This is a genomic window from Pseudomonas sp. P5_B2, from assembly GCF_056400445.1.
The window spans coordinates 1-1027 of sequence record NZ_JBFULH010001086.1 but is presented as its reverse complement, the minus strand read 5'-3'; the positions used below and the strand labels follow the sequence as shown (position 1 = coordinate 1027).

2 protein-coding genes are annotated in these 1027 nt (G+C 55.5%); both read left to right on the top strand.

The genetic code is table 11. The annotated features are described in order from the left end of the window. A partial coding sequence (locus AC1DRJ_RS29345) for a hypothetical protein (RefSeq protein WP_477805210.1) occupies positions 1–647 on the top strand: 647 nt, incomplete at its 5' end. A 50-nt stretch (positions 648–697) separates the two neighbouring features. Beyond that, positions 698–1027, top strand: a 330-nt coding sequence (locus AC1DRJ_RS29340; protein ID WP_477805209.1) for a cell wall hydrolase, incomplete at its 3' end; no start/stop codon positions are given.

Sequence of the window (1027 nt, the reverse complement as noted above, 5' to 3'; positions counted from 1 at the left end):
TTGTTATCTCGCTTGGCACCAAATACGTTCACGTTGCTGGCTTCGACAACATTGGGTCGTTGGCTGATATTGAATTCTTTAACGGCAACGTTACAGATTGCGTTATCGACAAGAAGCCTAAGCTAATAAACTATGGGGCTGGGTTACTGAACTATCAGTACTTGGACAACAATAAGGTTAAAGGTTGGGAACCGAAGGATATATACCTGCGACCAGCCTCCATCCTGCTCAATGACAAAGTTGATACCAGCGGTTGGGACGCCAACAAGCGAGTAGGGGCCAAGGCAGGCGTTAAACTCTCTTTTCTTTGGGAAGTCCCGCCGAGCGTGTCCGCCGTTCGCGGTTTTGTCCTGTTCACAACCTATGCRAATGACGCTCAAGCTGCAGGGATGTCGGTAGTTGCGTCTATTCGGCGTATGTCAGCGTTTAACGGTAATACCGCCGAGGCCGCAGTTATCCTGCAAACGATCAGCGCTCCTGCCACAAACACGACGACTCTCGACCGGCAGCTGACCAGTTCCACCGACCTGGCAATCAATGACAGCGCGGTCGGCGGGCTGCCGAATAGCCTAGACCTGTTAATCGAGATGAACTCGCCAACCATAAACAGCTCCATCAAGGAGACTCGCGTCCGGATTTATGCGTAGCAAACATTGCCCTGCCCAAAAGGCGGGCTTTTTTTCGTCTGGAGAAAAGCATGACCGCAACCGAAAAAGACCGGGACATCCTCGCTCGAACGCTGTGGGGTGAGGCCCGCAGCGAATCGCTAGCCGGCCAGATCGCCGTAGCCTGGACCATCTGCAACCGCGTGAACGACGGCAAGGACAAGTCATGGTGGGGCGAGGGCTATGCCGGCGTGTGCCAGGCCAAGTCCCAGTTCAGCTGCTGGAACAAGAACGACCCGAACTTCGCCTACCTGAGTGGCGCCAAGCCGATCCCATTCCGTGAGCTGGCGCAGGCGCGGATTGCCGCTGAACAGGTGATCGACGGCAAGGTGCCTGATCCCACCGGTGGGGCCACGCACTAC